Raw genomic sequence first — 15,016 nt, 5'->3', positions numbered from 1 at the left:
CCAGCGCCTGGTGGCGGCTTCGCCTTACCCGGCCTACAAAAAATGATGGTTTTCTCCCTCTCCCCGTGGGAGAGGGCCGGAGTAAGGGCACCAGCCCGCATTAATCCCCGAAATAAAAAAAACCGGCACAGGCCGGTTTTTTATTTCGCATCATCAGAACTGGTAGGTCATACCCAGGGCAACGATGTCATCGCTGCTCACGCCCAGTTTATTTTTGTCGTCAATCTGGTTGATTTTATAATCAACAAAGGTGGACATATTTTTGTTGAAGTAATAGGTCGCGCCAACGTCAATGTATTTCACCAGATCTTCGTCACCAATACCTTCGATATCTTTGCCTTTAGACTGGACATAACCCAGGGACGGGCGCAGACCAAAGTCGAACTGATATTGTGCGACCACTTCAAAGTTTTGCGCTTTATTTGCAAATCCGCCAGAAATTGGCGTCATATTGCGGGTTTCTGAATACATCGCTGCCAGATAAATATCGTTCGCGTCATATTTCAGACCGGTTGCCCAGGCTTCTGCTTTCTGGCCCTGGCCACGCGCCAACAGGTTCTGCGCATTGGTGCGGTCAGAGTTGGTGTAAGCGCCGCTGACGGCGAAATCGCTGCCGCCGAAGTCATAGCTCAGAGAGGTACCAAAACCGTCACCGTTCTGTTTCTTGGCGTCACGGTTTTCGTTTTTGCCCTGGTACTGCAGGGTCATGTCCAGGCCGTCAACCGCGCCGAAGAAGTCGGTGTTACGATAGGTAGCAAGACCGGTAGCACGCTTAGTCATGAAGTTATCGGTCTGCGCGGAAGAGTCGCCGCCGAATTCAGGGAACATGTCGGTCCATGCTTCAACGTCATACAGGGCACCCAGGTTACGACCGTAATCCAGAGAACCAAAGTTTTTCAGCTTCAGGCCCGCGAACGCCAGACGGGTTTTCTGAGAGGAGTCGCTCTCGGCTTTGTTACCCGCAAATTCAGATTCCCAACGGCCATAGCCCGTCAGCTGATCGTTAATCTGGGTTTCGCCTTTAAAACCGAAACGAACGTAAGTCTGATCGCCATCTTTGGTGGCATCATCGCTGATGTAGTGCATGGCTTTCACTTTGCCGTACACGTCCAGCTTATTACCATCTTTATTATAAACTTCAGCTGCGTGAACGGATGCAGAAGCCACTACGCCCATAACCATTAATGCCAGAGTGCTCTTTTTCATTTTCGATCCTGTCTTATAAACGCGCTAAAAAATTCGCTGGACGTTAAGCTCATGCTTAAGTCCCGTGAAAAAACAGGAAGGGTTTTATCGTTCTGGAATGAAACTTTTATGACAAACTAAGAATAATTTTAAAAAACTGTGATTTATTATTTCGGTAATAAAAGTGTCAAATTCTCCCGCTACGCTTCCTGATCCCGCGCAACAAAGTGTTTCGCTATGTGCTAAGGCAGTTGGCAACGGGGCTGACTCCTGCTAAAACGTTCGTTCGACATTACTTTCCCTTATCGTTGAACGGCAGAGAATCATGAGTGACAGCCAGACGCTGGTGGTAAAACTCGGTACCAGTGTTTTAACAGGCGGATCGCGCCGCCTAAATCGCGCCCACATTGTTGAGCTTGTACGTCAGTGCGCTCAGTTACATGCCGCAGGGCATCGTATTGTGATTGTGACCTCCGGGGCGATTGCCGCCGGGCGTGAACACCTGGGTTACCCCGAACTCCCCGCGACGATCGCCTCCAAACAGCTGCTGGCCGCCGTGGGGCAAAGCCGACTCATTCAACTCTGGGAACAGCTGTTCTCTATCTATGGCATCCACGTCGGGCAGATGCTGCTGACGCGTGCGGATATGGAAGACAGAGAGCGCTTCCTGAACGCCCGCGATACCCTTCGCGCGCTGCTGGACAACAATATCGTTCCGGTCATTAACGAGAACGATGCCGTTGCTACCGCTGAAATCAAAGTAGGCGATAACGATAACCTCTCTGCGCTGGCCGCCATTCTGGCCGGTGCCGATAAATTACTGCTTCTGACCGATCAGCAGGGGCTGTTCACTGCCGATCCGCGCTCTAACCCGGAAGCCGAGCTGATTACCGACGTTCACGGTATCGACGATGCGCTGCGCGCCATCGCCGGTGACAGCGTGTCCGGCCTCGGAACGGGCGGCATGGGGACCAAGCTGCAGGCCGCTGACGTGGCGTGCCGCGCCGGTATCGACACCATCATTGCGGCGGGCAGCCGCCCAGGCGTGATTGGTGACGTGATGGAAGGCATCTCGGTCGGCACCCGCTTCCACGCTCAGGAATCCCCGCTAGAAAACCGTAAACGCTGGATATTTGGCGCGCCGCCTGCGGGCGAACTCGTCGTCGATGAAGGGGCAACCGCCGCGATTCTGGAACGAGGAAGTTCATTACTTCCTAAAGGAATTAAAAGCGTGACAGGCAACTTCTCCCGTGGTGAAGTGATCCGTATCCGTAACCTCGAAGGCCGCGACATCGCCCACGGCGTAAGCCGTTATAACAGCGATGCCCTGCGCCGCATCGCGGGTCACCACTCACAGCAGATCGACGCCATTCTGGGCTATGAATATGGCCCGGTTGCCGTACATCGCGATGACATGATTATTCGTTAAGGAGCCAGAACATGCTGGAACAAATGGGCGCCGCCGCGAAGGCCGCCTCTTATAAACTGGCGCTCCTTTCCAGCCGCGAGAAAAACCGCGTGCTGGAAAAAATCGCTGATTATCTGGAATCACAGTCCCAGGAGATTTTGCTCGCCAACGAGCAGGATTTACTTGAGGCGCGTCGAAACGGTCTGAGCGAAGCCATGCTCGACCGTCTGGCGTTGACCCCGGCCCGCCTGAAAGGCATTGCCGACGATGTTCGTCAGGTCTGCAATCTGGCCGACCCGGTAGGGCAGGTAATCGACGGCGGGCTGCTCGACAGCGGTTTACGCCTAGAGCGCCGCCGCGTGCCGCTCGGCGTTATCGGCGTTATTTATGAAGCCCGTCCAAACGTGACGGTGGATGTCGCCTCCCTGTGCCTGAAAACCGGCAACGCCGCTATTCTGCGCGGTGGGAAAGAGACCTGGCGCACCAATGCCGCGACGGTGAAAGTCATTCAGCAGGCGCTGGAAGAGTGTGGATTACCGGCGGGTGCCGTGCAGGCAATTGAGAGCCCGGACCGCGCGCTGGTCAACGAAATGCTGCGCATGGACAAATACATCGACATGCTGATCCCACGCGGCGGCGCTGGCCTGCACAAGCTGTGCCGCGAGCAGTCGACGATTCCGGTGATCACCGGCGGTATCGGCGTGTGCCATATCGTGGTCGACGATAGCGCTGAGATTGCACCGGCGCTGAAGATTATCGTTAACGCGAAGACCCAGCGTCCAAGCACCTGTAACACCGTTGAAACGCTGCTGGTGCATCAGGATATTGCGAACACCTTCCTGCCAGCCCTGAGCAAACAGATGGCAGAGAGCGGCGTGACGCTGCATGCTGACGCCAGTGCGCTCGCGCTGCTGCAGGATGGCCCGGCTAACGTGGTTCCCGTCAACGCGGAGCAGTACGACGACGAGTTCCTGTCACTGGATCTGAATGTGAAAATCGTGAGCGATCTTGACGACGCGATTGCGCACATCCGTGAGCATGGCACGCAGCATTCTGACGCCATCCTGACGCGTACGCTGCGCAATGCCGATCGCTTCGTGAACGAAGTGGATTCCTCTGCGGTGTATGTAAATGCCTCCACCCGATTCACCGACGGCGGCCAGTTCGGCCTCGGCGCTGAGGTGGCGGTCAGCACGCAGAAACTGCACGCGCGCGGTCCGATGGGGCTGGAAGCGCTGACCACGTACAAGTGGATCGGCTTCGGTGACGATACGATTCGTGCGTAAATAATCACGGGTGATGCAAAAGTAGCCGTTTGATTCAAAAGGGCATTGACGCATCACCCGGATAGATCTAACCTTTTGCCCCGTGGTTACATTCGTAACCGGCCTCTCAGGGCCGATATAGCTCAGTTGGTAGAGCAGCGCATTCGTAATGCGAAGGTCGTAGGTTCGACTCCTATTATCGGCACTCACACAACAAAATCCTTTAAAAACAATAAGTTAAGACGATTTTTGTTCTCAAGATACAACCTTTTTTTAAGGGATTCTATGACCAACAGTTGCCGCTATGGTTAACAGTGGCTATTCAGGGATGTTAGCACGTAGCGGCCTGTAGTTGTAAAGCTCGAACAGGTACAAAGCGTGAACAGTCCCCACGAACCGCTATCAACTCGAAGCTGATGACGCTGCCAACGTCTCTAAACCATCCCGAAACAGATTGATCACACGCATTTAAGCCCGATGTGCGGCCTTGTGGCTGCGTAAACAGGTGAATAGTGGTAATGCCCCGGTAGCAACAGATCCGGCTCTGCCAGCGCTTCGCTCACGCTCCGAAAGGTACACGAGCACCCTGATAAGGTGTGATCTCTCTGACAATCTGATTTGGTCACTGGTGACTTTCGCAAAGCGAAACCAACTAGGTTGGCCTGATGAAGTCGCTACGCTCCGCTTGTTGCTTGTACCACTAACGGGGCTTTATGGCTTCTATTGTCTTAAATCTGATACATTGCACAAACATCATGTGGATTGCTGTAAAGTTCATCAGTATGATTGCTTGTACAATCAGCGATTGGGAAAGCACTTCTGGAAGATAAGGGACGAGACGATATGAAAGTGACTGATGAGGCTTTGTTACGTTCAGGGTTTACGCAGCCCGAATTGCAGAAGATAAAAAGCAATATTGAAAAATATGGAGGAACGCTTGGAGAGGCCATAAATGACCTCGCTAGGCGATTTGTTACCTTAGCGGGAGTGGTGGCTGTGTGTGCCTTAATCCTACTGCTACTTATCGTCTTCAGCTCACCTGATAGAGCATTTGCATGGGGGCTGGCGATGATCTTTGGGGTTGCCATTATGTCCTTTGCACAGCCGCCGGTAATTTCCTATAAATCCTGGCGTTACCGAAAAACTATCAAGGATTAACTGGTTCCATTTTCGGTTGTCAATAGATCGAAAATCACTTTTGCTTTAACACCATAACCGACAATCTTCATTGTTAGCTTAGGAGTGCTCATTGTGCTGACTTTGCGATAGTAATCGTGTGGAAGCCAGCGGAATAATCTCCAGGCTCCAGTTTTTCGAGCGAGTCCAACAATGCTGTACACACTGGCACCAAGAGTAACACCATTATAGAGAGCCAAGCCCGTGTTAGGATTAAATCCCATGAACTGGGCCGTATGCATCGCGGAGTCAGCAATGATACCTTGCGAGGGTATATGTCCTGCTGGCTGATCAAAGTTGAGCACTTCTTTCGTTAATCCGTTCATTCCATCGGCAATCAGGACTGCCCCAGCCAGCATACCAATCGGCCCCATAGTGGATAACATCATAAAGCCACCAAAGAGAACCACGCCTGATAGCACCACATTTACAGCGGATATAACATAACCGACGATTTTATTATTTTCCTTAACAAACTCGACCTTCGCGTAAAGCTGTGCGGACTTGGTTTTTAATAGACGCTCTTGTTCAAGCAGGTTGTCTGTTTCAGCACGAAGATTTTTGATGCATACAATACATTCTTCATCGGTTTTAGCTCGTCGTGCTGTTTCAAATTCTTTATCTACAACCTGTTTTATCTCTCCAACAAACTTGATACGTGTTATCCCATCTTGCAAATAGAAAGCTGATAGCCGATTTGCTGTTTCGACGAGTTTCCGGGCTTCCAGATTCACCATGGTATCTGACCATGTTCTGTTCCAGCCCCTGTTGAGCAGCGCAATATCCATTAAAGACTCCTTCCCAAAATGTGTCTGGTCATTTTACGTGCAATAAGGTCGAAGACAACAGGAAATGCTTTCCCAACGTCTGATTTTAGCGGAACGAACACATAATCAAACTCTGGGACTCCACGCGGTAATTCTCTATTTTTCATTGTCCGACGTATCAAACGTCCTGGAGTACGTGCAGGATCGTCTACCGGGATGGGGTCAGTCCAACATGACTCTGAGGCGTCTGTTAAACCTGTGGCGATTCATAGTGCTTATTGATCCTCAATCCTGTCTGCTATCTCTGGTAATTCCTCAGTTGGGCTAGTGTTTAAAAAAGCTCATCTTAAGGGTATTCTTGCATGAACATAACTACCATGAAGATAGGCGAGCAAATGACCAGTGAACTAACGGAAAAAGATCTACTGGATAATGGTTTTTCGAATAAGCAATTGTCTCGTCTGAAAGAAGTATTAAGTAGTAATGAAAATACTGGCGAAACGCTTTCAACATTAATAGATGAACTGAGCAAGCGTTTTTATGGAGGGATTATCTGTCTGATGCTTATCCTTGCACCGCTGATTTTCCTTCCCGTCTTTTATACGCCCTCGCTGCTATTATATTACTTACCTGTTGCAATTATTGGCGTTATTGCGGTCTGGTATCTGATTCCACTTGGCCTCACATGGAAAGCGCATAAAATAATGAAAGGCCGGTAGGCTTCTCACACCCACTCCCGACAAAAGGAAACCATCAACACTTCTTACGCATCATGCGCCAGGTTCCTCTGACAACGCCGACAAACCATCACACATCTCCTGCAACTCATTAAACATTCTTGCCACATGGAAGCCATCGCACACCGAATGATGGACCTGCACCGCGAGCGGCAACAGCACTTTTCCATCCTGCTCGTAGTATTTTCCAAACGTGAACATTGGCGAAAAGAAGTTCTTCATATGCGCAATGTTCATATTAAAGTTCGTAAACGTTACCCACGGAATCGACGACACGAAAAAGACATTTTCCCGGGACTCTTCCTTCGGCCAGTAAGAAAGGTTATTGCCATAGCGGGCCGTATCTTCTGCATACGTGTTCTGGAAGTGATGAATATTGCCGTCATAGTGGCTCCACAATGACGAAAACGTCTCCGTTTCGGGATGGAAAATCGTATAGCTTGGATGAACTTCATTCCAGACGACGAGCTCATTGTCCTTCATGGCCATGCGGAACTCAGGATGCCGGTTCATAATTTTAGACAGGAGAAAAATAATCGTCGGGTAAAACTTCCAGCCGACCTCTTTGATATGTTTTCGCAGCGCGGTAATGTCGATCAGAACGGTTTGGTTAATTGCGCATTCAGCGAATGACTGGAAGACTTCAAAATGCTCCTTCCTTGGCCAACGAGATAAATCAACAGGCGTATAGGCCGGGGCTGTTTTTTTCATTGTTTAACCTTTGATTATCAATCGTCTACATGATTTTGGGCCAGAAACAACCGCACAACCATTTCAACCGTATCTAATCTTCCTGTCAATCTCAGCCTGTGGTTTTCCGAACAGATATCCCTGCACAAGATCGCAGCCAAGCGCCTGAAGACGTTCAAGCTGCGCTTCGGTTTCAACACCCTCTGCAATGACCCGCATGTTGAGGCTTTTCGCCATGCCGGTAATTAACTTAACGATATTAAGGGCATCATCCTGCGTGGATATCGGGTTCACAAAGGATTTGTCGATTTTAATTTTATCAAAATTAAGTTCACTCAGTCGTGAAAGCGAGGAATATCCCGTTCCGAAATCATCGATGGAAATTTTTACGCCCAGTGCCCGGAGCTTTTTGAGAATAGTGATCGGCATGTTGCTGTCACTGAAGAGCGACGACTCTGTTACCTCTAACTCAAGTCGGTTGGCCGGTAGCCCCGTCTCTTTCAGAATGGACTGTACCATCGTGGTAAACGATTTAGTGCCTAGCTGAACGGGTGAGACATTCACCGAGATCCTGGCCGGCACCGCCCAGGACACCGCTTCCCGGCAGGCCATCTCAAGCACCGACTTGCCGATCTCATTGATCATTCCCGTTTTTTCAGCGACGGAAATAAAATAATCTGGCGCGAGTATCCCTTTCACCGGGTGTATCCAGCGAATAAGCGCTTCATAGCCGTAAATTTCATTGCTGAATGCATCGACAATAGGCTGGTAATACACAACGAATTCATTGTGATCGATCGCCAGAGCCATATCATGTTCAAGGGTCCTGCTTTCCTGCAGTCTTTGCAGCATCCACTGCCGGAAGACTTTGATCTGCTGCGAACCTTCTTTTTTCGCTTCATAGAGGGCCAGGTCGGCAAATTTGTAAAGATAATCAGAGCGTCGTTCATTATCTGATAAAACGATGCCCACGCAGGTGGCAATTTTTATCAGCTGGTTATTAATCGTATAGGGCTGGCTGATATGATCGCTGATTTCTTTGGCGCGCGAAACGGCGGCGGTTTCCGTGAGTCCGCTGGAGAGAAGGGCGAATTCATCGCCGCCCAAACGGTAAAATGTATCCGTTGCGCTGCTCATCGAGGTCAGCCGTCGGGATACCTGATTCAGCAGCAAATCTCCCGTATCATGGCCATAGGTATCGTTGACCTCTTTGAAGCGGTCTAAATCAAATAACATCACCGTGACAGGGACGTGGTTTTTATCTGCCTGAAGATTAATTTTGTTGAGATCGTCCCAGAAGAAAAGGCGGTTTTTCATGCCGGTGAGGGAGTCATGATAAACATCATATTCCAGCTTCGAGTTCTGAATTTGCAGTTTTTCTTTTGATATTTGAAGTTCGTCAGCCAGGCTTTTAACCTGCATGTGTGCTTTCAGAATGTTTTTATTCTGGTAGATCATTAAGAAGCCAAGAATAAAGCTTAAAATCACCAGAAGCAAAGAAAGTGCGGAATAAATATAATACAGGATTTGTATTTTGTTGTTGGATTCATTAACCGTGTTAATATCTTTCGTTAATGCCGTTGCAGACAGCTGGCTGAGTGGTGCGTCGAGCTCATGCATATTTGTCAGGTACGCCTGTAACTCCGGATGGCTCATTTTTTCAAGATGACTATCCAGATAGGCCAGTATTTTTTCTAAGCGTAAAGCGAGCTCCTGATGCGTTTTATCGCTGTCAATGTAGCGACCTAAATCGCCTCCCTTCATTAAATCGCCCTGACTGAGCATAATTTCGAGGCGCATACGGACCTGGTCTATCGTAACGTCATCAGTATCGGTTGCGTATAGACCAAGCCATGATTCAAAACGGTAATACTCTGATACCAGTTGTGCCACGGACCAGGACTCAGTGTATTGAGTCAGTTTTTGCAATTCCTGCTGTCGATCATAAACAAGGTATGCAATATATCCTGTCGTGATAAAAAGAGAAAAAATGATACCAACCAGTATCCTGTTCATTATGTTCTCCTGAACGACTACTCAATCTTCATTTTGCTTACCTGCCATGCTGATCGTGAGTAATAAATCTGATTATTCAACTCAGGAAGACTGTCATAGGGGTATACAATGAACGATGGGCCTTTATCGCGGATGCGCATATATTCGCCATTGACCTTTAAGGCAAGTATGGCGTTGTATTTTTTAAAGTCGCTGAGAGGGATGACGGTTGAGTAATCATTGAGCGCAATAACATTAATGTTCGTACCTTTTGCACCCACATAATCCATGAGCTTGCTCATGGGGACACCCTCAAACTTCGTACGACCGTTATACCAGGGGGAAGTCGTCTCGAAACTCACTACTCCGAGTTTTTCAAGGCTGGCGAGATCAAACACTGCTTTTCCATTTTCATTGGTATTTTCTATATTACCGTAAATCGTTAAAATGGGTTTACCAACTGGTTTTGGCAGGTCGCCAGCCCAGGTTACACTTTGTACCAGACAGCATAACAGCAGTAGGGTTAATCGCATTTTGACCTCCACCTTTTTAACAGAAGTATAAGAATTATAATTTAGATATCACACGAGTTGATATATTTTGTTGGGGAGTAGGGGGTTTTATCGTTTTTATTGATGTAAACTCATTTTAATCAATGAGTTAGGTGTTGCGGGTGTCTGGGTGTTTGATACTAGAGCGACGCTTAACTTTTTGATAAAAGCTAAAATTGCGGGCATAAATGCTCTTCTGTTTAAAAAATAATCGCTTTAATTGAGAGATATTATCTTCCACGATAATTGCGGGGTGTCCGTGGCTTTTTGGCGCGCGAATCTGGCGACGAAATACGCGCCCCGGTTGTGTGCGCTGTTTCAGGATGATGATAAGCGAGGACACGAACATTCTGATTGTGCGTGTCCCCTACCGCTTGCCTTACTTCATGTCATCCCGGATGGCTGACGCCGACTTACCCCCTTTCGCCATGCTGGCAAACACTGCGTCCCGGTAGATCCACGCATGAACGAGTGCGGCGGAGAGATGGACCAGCACCACGGCAAAAAGCAACTTTGCCAGAAGGCTATGGGCGTCGTGACACCAGGCATAGAGTGCTGGACTGGTCGGGACAATCGCCGGCAGGTTGACGCCATCAAACATGACAATTGGCAGGCCCGCTGCCGACAGCTGCGCCCAGCCCAGCAGCGGCATTGCCAGCATTAACCCATACAGCATCCAGTGTGATGCCTTTGCGGCAAGCACCTGCCAGACGGGCAAATCGGCAGGAAGTGGGGGCGTGCGGCTCAGGAGGCGGTTGACCAGACGAACCAGTGCCAGCAGTAAAATGGCGATCCCCAGCGGCCGGTGGAGGTCGATTAGCCAAATCCGGTGATGTAACGACGTCATCATCGCGGCACCGATGAAAAGCATGGACAGGATCATCACCGCCATCAGCCAGTGCAGGCTTCGCGCCAGGGTATTGAAATGCTGCGGCGTGAGCGCTCGCATATCTTTATTTGAGCTCATTTTACCTCCTGCTTTTGCACGGCTTCGGTGGCCTTGCCGTAGCCGATTTCCCGCTCACGGCGGCTGAAAGAGTGGGAGTAGGCCGCGGAGCGGGCGTTTAAGATGGGATCATCAGACACCGCAACGCCTGCGGGAACGACAGAAGGATCAAAGTTAACGTCGCGGCACGCGCCTGTGGATTGTGCTTCGACCCGCGTCACTTCCAGCGTGCCGGTCACCACCTTTTTGCGATCGTCCGGCCATGGCTGGGATGGGTCATCCACCGGATCGCCCGGTTGTGCGAGCTGCAAAACGTAATCCCAGTAGAGTGGCTTCTGCGCCAGGCGCTGACGCAGGTTTTCGAACAGGAAGTTGTCATCGGCTTTCTGTCGTTGCTCATCGCTTATCGACAGGAAAGGCTCGTGCGGACGCATCATCCAGCGAACGGCCTGGCGATCCCCCTGCGCGTTCACAAGGTAAAAGGCGTTAATGCTGTAAAACGTCGCGCCCGCGAAGCTGCCGGGCGCAGGTTTTTGTGCCGCCCATTTAAGGTATTTCTCCGCCTCCGGGTACGCTTTCAAAAAGTCTGCCAGACGCTGCGGATCCGGTTTGCCGGTGGCCGCATCAATGGCCGTGGCTTTTCGCAAGGCCAGAAAACCTTCCGGGCTGTGCGTGGCGAAGAAAGGCTCGTTGTTCATCGCCATCCGCCATTGTTGCTTGTCATCTGTCTTCAGCAGCAGCGCCATGCTCAGGGTTTTGGTCGAACTATCCGGGGCATGCGGATCGCCAGTACCAATAGAGAATCGACCCACCACGGGCACTTCCTGCTGTGAGAAGAGGCGGGAGGTTGAAAGAGAAACCCCTGAGCCGTTTGGCGTAAAGGTGCCGGCAAAGCAGATGCCTTTTCCATGCGCGCGGCGAAAACCCGGCGGGAAGGGTTTCGGTGTTTCCCCTACCAGTGCCTGGCTGACCGTGCGTGAACCAAGCCAGCCCGCCGTCCATGCAAAAGCAGATGCTAATGTACCGGCGACAACGGCGATTGCAGCCAGCGCGCCCCAGGTTTTTTTGGACCTCAAATCCAGTTTCGACATAGACGTTTTTCCAGAACAAAATATCTTCATCTGTTATGCGCAACGTATTGCGCGTGACAGGTGTTAATACAGTGGCGAATATGGCTCGAGTATAGGAACTAAGGGGCGTAAAGAAAGAATATCACGAAAAGTTTAAACCTTTCCGCTGTCAAAAGGACCGGTTTACTCATCGTGTCGGAAGTTGTGACCGAGTCGGTGACCCAGCGAGAAAGATTGGCGAAACAGGTAGGCGATGGCAGAAAATGTAAATAATGAACAGTAGGGAGTATGCGATATTATCGATGAGATCGTCAGTTAACGGTTTCAATCTGTGTCTGAATAATTGCCTGATTTAGGACGCTTCTTCCACTGGGAAGCGTCCACTTTTTTATATATTGAACAATATATTTCTGATATTAAGCAACGCTTTTCCTGTACAGAAAGTCCTGGTATTTCTTCCATTAAATGTTCTCTTTTATTTGACGCTCACATCCCTGTGCTGAATAACGATTAATGTCCTACAGATGCGGCATCAACAACGCGAGAGGGTTTCGGTGCTAAAGCAATAGCAAAAGCAGCGATAAAGAATATGACGCCTATCGACATCATCAGATTATTGGTAGAAAGCATCATGCTTTGGCTGTTAACCATCTTGTCAAAAAGCTCCCTAACAAACTGCCCACCTTGCTGAGGCGCCGAGTTGATGTACTGTGAAAGATCGCCTGTCGGGTCAACGACGGACGCCAGTCTGTCATGCGCAATATAGCGCTGGTCCTGCCAGGACGTCGTCACGAGCGATGTGGCAAACGCGCCTGATAACGTTCGAACAAAGTTCATTAACCCGGCCGCCGAGGGCATTTCCGCTTCATCTACAGAGCCCATTGCAAGCCCCGTAATCGGGACATAGTACAACGGCATGCCAACGCCCATGAATAACAAAGGGACACAGATGGACCAGTAATCCATATCGGTCGTCGCATAGGAGCGCCAGAAGGTATCGAGACCGAGCCAGGCACAGCCAAAGAAGATAAGAATGCGCGGATCGATTCTGTTGGAAAGGTTAGCGGCAACCGGAGAGAAGACCACCTGCAGAAGGCCGCCCCAGGCAACCACAATCCCTGCCCATGTTGTTGTATACCCTAAGTTATATTGTAGCCACAACGGCGTGAGAACATTCAGACCAAAAAAACATCCAAACGCAAGCGCGAGCACAAACATGCTGGCCGAAAAACCACGATGGCGAAAAACGCTGATATCGACAATCGGATGATCGGCGGTCAGCTCCCATATGCAGAAACTTAAAAAGCCGATACAGGCCACAATCGCCAGAACCCAAATTTCTTCTGAGGCAAACCAGTCAAGGTCTTTCCCTTCATCCAGCATGATCTGCAGTGCACCAACCCAGATAACCAGTAAAACAAACCCAACGATATCAATAGCGTTATTAACCAGCTCATCTTCGAAGATTTTTAATACTGACCACGCGATGACTGAAAAAGCGATAGCCATCGGAACGTTGATGATAAACACCCACGACCAGCTGTAATGATCGCAAATCCAGCCACCGAGAACCGGGCCTATAACGGGTGCCAGCAATGTGGTCATTGCCCATAATCCCGTCGCCTGCATGGATTTTTCTTTCGGGAAAATACGCAGGAGCAACGTTTGTGATAAGGCCATCAGAGGGCCTCCCGCCATGCCCTGAAAAACCCTCATCATCAGCAGCATTCCCAGAGAAGTGGAAAGGCCGCAAAGCAAAGAAAAAATGCCAAACATGAACACGGAAATGCAGAAAACGCGCACGCCGCCGAACCGGGTGGTTAACCATCCTGATAGCGGCACCGTTATGGCTTCAGCCACGGCATAGGCCGTGATGATCCAGGTTCCCTGGCTGGTTCCTGCGCCCAGGGCGCCAGCCATGTTGGGCTGAGTGACGTTTGCAATGGTCATATTGAGTACGGCTAAAAAGTTTGCCATTGCAAGAACCAGGGCACCCACCCATAACATACCGCCCTTCAGCGAAGGCGGCTGGTTATCGATAACGAATGTAGACATAGCCTGGTTTCCGTTATTCACTTTTTAAATTAACTGTCGCTTTCATGGACAGCCCAACCCGCAACGGATGTGCTGCAAGCTCATCAGCATTGAGTTTGATGCGCACGGGCAAACGCTGAACAACCTTAATCCAGTTACCCGTTGCGTTCTGCGCAGGAATAACTGAAAACGCTGCGCCGGTGCCGCCATCAAAGCCTTCTACCGTGCCATGGAAAGGAACGTTGTCGCCGTACAGATCGCTCACCAGTTCCACTTTCTGCCCCACTTTCACATGCTGGAGCTGAACTTCCTTGAAGTTGGCATTGACGTGAATTTGCTGTACCGGCACCACGGACAATAACGGCGTGGAAGGCTGGACACGTTGCCCAAGCTCGACCTGGCGACGAGCAACCACGCCATCAACTGGCGAACGGATCACGGTTCTTTCCAGATCCAGTCTGGCCTGATCGCGCTTTGCTCTGGCGAGAGCGACTTCTGGGTTGGTCTCGGTATTTGCATCCTCAATCATTACGGCATTCGCCTGTCTTGCACCCACTGCCGCCTGTCTTGCTGCATCGGCTTGCGCCACGGCGGCTTTAGCGGCATTCAGGTTTGCCAGAGCGGAAGCATAAACGTTTTGAATACGCGTCAGTTCGTCGCCTGAAATCGCGCCTGTCTGCATGAGCGCCTCGCGTCGCTTGAGGTCAACCGTCGCGCGCTGGAAGTCAGCGTTTGCGGCATCAACCTGGGCCAGCAGACGTTTTTGCTCTTTTTCATTTGCCACAACTTCAGCGCCGAGTTTTGTGTCGGTGGCCTTATATCCATTTACCCGCCGAATGGACAGGTTCAGGTTTGCTTCCGCCTGATTAAGGGCTAACTCTGCATCAGTAGGATCCAGCTGGATCAGAACATCACCTTTTTTTACCACCTGAGAATCCGTGACGAGGATGGCACTTACCGTACCGGTGATCGCGGAAGAGAGCTGAGCGGACTCGACATCGGTATAGGCGTTATCGGTCTCAACATAGCGAGAACCCACTAATTCCCAATATGCGAACGAGCCTGCGCCAGCCAGCGCGATGCTTAATGCAAGGTAAGAGAATAAACGTTTTCTTTTTTTCTTTTTGATATCGGATGATTCAATATTTTGATTTTCAATAGCTGCAGAATGACTCATTTTATTTCCTTTCTT

The 15,016-nt window shown here is 50.1% G+C and carries 13 protein-coding genes and 1 tRNA gene; 5 read left to right on the top strand and 9 right to left on the bottom strand.

What is annotated here, in order from left to right:
* Window positions 1-153 precede the first annotated feature (153 nt).
* Window positions 154-1,206: a phosphoporin PhoE gene (gene phoE, locus DOU50_RS13080; protein ID WP_148769531.1), complete on the bottom strand. Its 1,053-nt coding sequence runs from the start codon at window positions 1,204-1,206 to the stop codon at window positions 154-156.
* A 304-nt stretch (window positions 1,207-1,510) separates the two neighbouring features.
* Between phoE and proB the strand changes: the two genes are divergently transcribed.
* The 4 genes from proB to DOU50_RS13055 all read left to right on the top strand — a co-directional run bounded on the left by proB (window position 1,511) and on the right by DOU50_RS13055 (window position 5,016).
* Window positions 1,511-2,614 carry a glutamate 5-kinase gene (gene proB, locus DOU50_RS13075; protein WP_008501877.1) on the top strand — a complete coding sequence of 368 codons (1,104 nt, stop codon included), beginning with the start codon at window positions 1,511-1,513 and terminating at the stop codon, window positions 2,612-2,614.
* Between the two features lie 11 nt (window positions 2,615-2,625).
* Window positions 2,626-3,879, top strand: a complete 1,254-nt coding sequence (gene proA / locus DOU50_RS13070) for a glutamate-5-semialdehyde dehydrogenase (RefSeq protein ID WP_032646979.1) — start codon at window positions 2,626-2,628, stop codon at window positions 3,877-3,879.
* A gap of 111 nt (window positions 3,880-3,990) precedes the next feature.
* A tRNA-Thr gene (locus tag DOU50_RS13065) sits at window positions 3,991-4,063 on the top strand.
* A 638-nt stretch (window positions 4,064-4,701) separates the two neighbouring features.
* Entirely contained in the window at window positions 4,702-5,016 is a 315-nt protein-coding gene (locus tag DOU50_RS13055) for a hypothetical protein (protein ID WP_020882780.1), read from the top strand.
* On the opposite strand, the gene DOU50_RS13050 is transcribed toward DOU50_RS13055, so the two are convergent.
* Entirely contained in the window at window positions 5,013-5,822 is an 810-nt protein-coding gene (locus DOU50_RS13050; RefSeq protein ID WP_024909473.1) for a DUF4225 domain-containing protein, read from the bottom strand. The two genes, DOU50_RS13055 and DOU50_RS13050, sit on opposite strands and share 4 nt — an antisense overlap.
* Window positions 5,823-6,163: 341 nt before the next feature.
* Here DOU50_RS13050 and DOU50_RS13045 point away from each other — a divergent pair, with 341 nt between their 5' ends.
* Window positions 6,164-6,520 (top strand): hypothetical protein, encoded by a 357-nt coding sequence (locus tag DOU50_RS13045; RefSeq protein ID WP_228117534.1) that lies wholly within the window; start codon window positions 6,164-6,166, stop codon window positions 6,518-6,520.
* Window positions 6,521-6,571: 51 nt separating this feature from the next.
* On the opposite strand, the gene catA is transcribed toward DOU50_RS13045, so the two are convergent.
* From catA to DOU50_RS13010, 7 genes are all read right to left on the bottom strand, one after another.
* Window positions 6,572-7,249, bottom strand: coding sequence for a type A chloramphenicol O-acetyltransferase (catA, locus tag DOU50_RS13040; RefSeq protein WP_148769530.1), 678 nt, complete (start codon window positions 7,247-7,249; stop codon window positions 6,572-6,574).
* Between the two features lie 63 nt (window positions 7,250-7,312).
* Window positions 7,313-9,244 carry a putative bifunctional diguanylate cyclase/phosphodiesterase gene (locus DOU50_RS13035; RefSeq protein ID WP_032646104.1) on the bottom strand — a complete coding sequence of 644 codons (1,932 nt, stop codon included), beginning with the start codon at window positions 9,242-9,244 and terminating at the stop codon, window positions 7,313-7,315.
* A 17-nt stretch (window positions 9,245-9,261) separates the two neighbouring features.
* Window positions 9,262-9,756: a molybdopterin-dependent oxidoreductase gene (locus tag DOU50_RS13030; RefSeq protein WP_048990400.1), complete on the bottom strand. Its 495-nt coding sequence runs from the start codon at window positions 9,754-9,756 to the stop codon at window positions 9,262-9,264.
* 397 nt (window positions 9,757-10,153) lie between these two features.
* Window positions 10,154-10,741, bottom strand: a complete 588-nt coding sequence (locus tag DOU50_RS13025) for a cytochrome b (RefSeq protein WP_148769529.1) — start codon at window positions 10,739-10,741, stop codon at window positions 10,154-10,156.
* Window positions 10,738-11,811 carry a catalase family peroxidase gene (locus DOU50_RS13020; protein ID WP_148769528.1) on the bottom strand — a complete coding sequence of 358 codons (1,074 nt, stop codon included), beginning with the start codon at window positions 11,809-11,811 and terminating at the stop codon, window positions 10,738-10,740. Before DOU50_RS13020 ends, DOU50_RS13025 begins: the two co-directional genes overlap by 4 nt.
* Before the next feature lie 489 nt (window positions 11,812-12,300).
* Window positions 12,301-13,845, bottom strand: coding sequence for a DHA2 family efflux MFS transporter permease subunit (locus tag DOU50_RS13015; RefSeq protein ID WP_228117533.1), 1,545 nt, complete (start codon window positions 13,843-13,845; stop codon window positions 12,301-12,303).
* A 13-nt stretch (window positions 13,846-13,858) separates the two neighbouring features.
* A complete protein-coding gene (locus DOU50_RS13010; RefSeq protein WP_032646109.1) occupies window positions 13,859-15,001 on the bottom strand; it encodes an HlyD family efflux transporter periplasmic adaptor subunit in 1,143 nt (380 codons plus the stop codon).
* Window positions 15,002-15,016 lie beyond the last annotated feature (15 nt).

This window comes from Enterobacter sp. C6, from assembly GCF_008122455.1.
Lineage (GTDB): Bacteria > Pseudomonadota > Gammaproteobacteria > Enterobacterales > Enterobacteriaceae > Enterobacter > Enterobacter pseudoroggenkampii.
This window is presented reverse-complemented; position numbering and strand designations above follow the sequence as displayed.